This is a genomic window from Oleiphilus sp. HI0066 (assembly GCF_001635725.1).
In genome coordinates, this window is the sequence record NZ_LWFH01000796.1 from 1 (window position 1) to 741 (window position 741).

Consider the following 741-nt stretch of genomic DNA (forward strand, 5'->3'; position numbering starts at 1 on the left):
ACTTTTAATGGTAATTTCAGGGAAAAGTTTGACGATAAATTTCATGCTGTCTCTCAAACCAAAATTTCTAGGCGCGGTATTCTATATGAAAACAATGCCAAAGTAGCAGCAATTTACAGTTCTTCACTGTCGTCAACACTATACTTACAGTGAAAGCCGAAAACTTACGTCGAAGGAGAGTGCGTATGAACAACAACGGTATTAATGCTCGCGTCACACCTAAAGGCAATATGGACATATTGTCTCGACACGAAGTGAATCTCCTGCGCAACAAGAAAAACGAACAACTACAAGAGCTGTTTCGTCGTTGCGCACTCGCTGTGTTGAACTGTGGATCCTTAAGTGATGACGGTGAAAGTCTCTTAGAAAAATACAAAGACTTCGAAATTAACGTCATTCAACAACCTCGAGGCATAAAACTCGATATTAAGAACGCGCCTGAAAGCGCCTTCGTTGATGGCTATATGATTCAAGGTATCAATAATCATTTGTTCTCAGTAGTGAGAGACATCATTTACACAGACAGTGTCATGATGAAAAACACGAGCTTGAACCTTAAGTCTTCAGAGCAAGTTACGAACTTTATTTTCCATTTATTACGTAATGCAAACCTGCTTAAAACAAACTGTGAGACAGATATTGTTGTGTGCTGGGGTGGTCACTCAATCAAACGTAACGAATACGAATACACGAAAGAAGTTGGCTATCAGCTTGGTTTACGTGCATTGAATATCTGTACTG

At 39.5% G+C, this 741-nt stretch carries 1 protein-coding gene; it reads left to right on the forward strand.

Features of this window, described 5'->3' with window-relative positions; translation table 11 throughout:
* Positions 1-185: 185 nt before the first annotated feature.
* A partial coding sequence (locus tag A3738_RS09545; protein WP_156504154.1) for a pyrimidine/purine nucleosidase domain-containing protein occupies positions 186-741 on the forward strand: 556 nt, incomplete at its 3' end.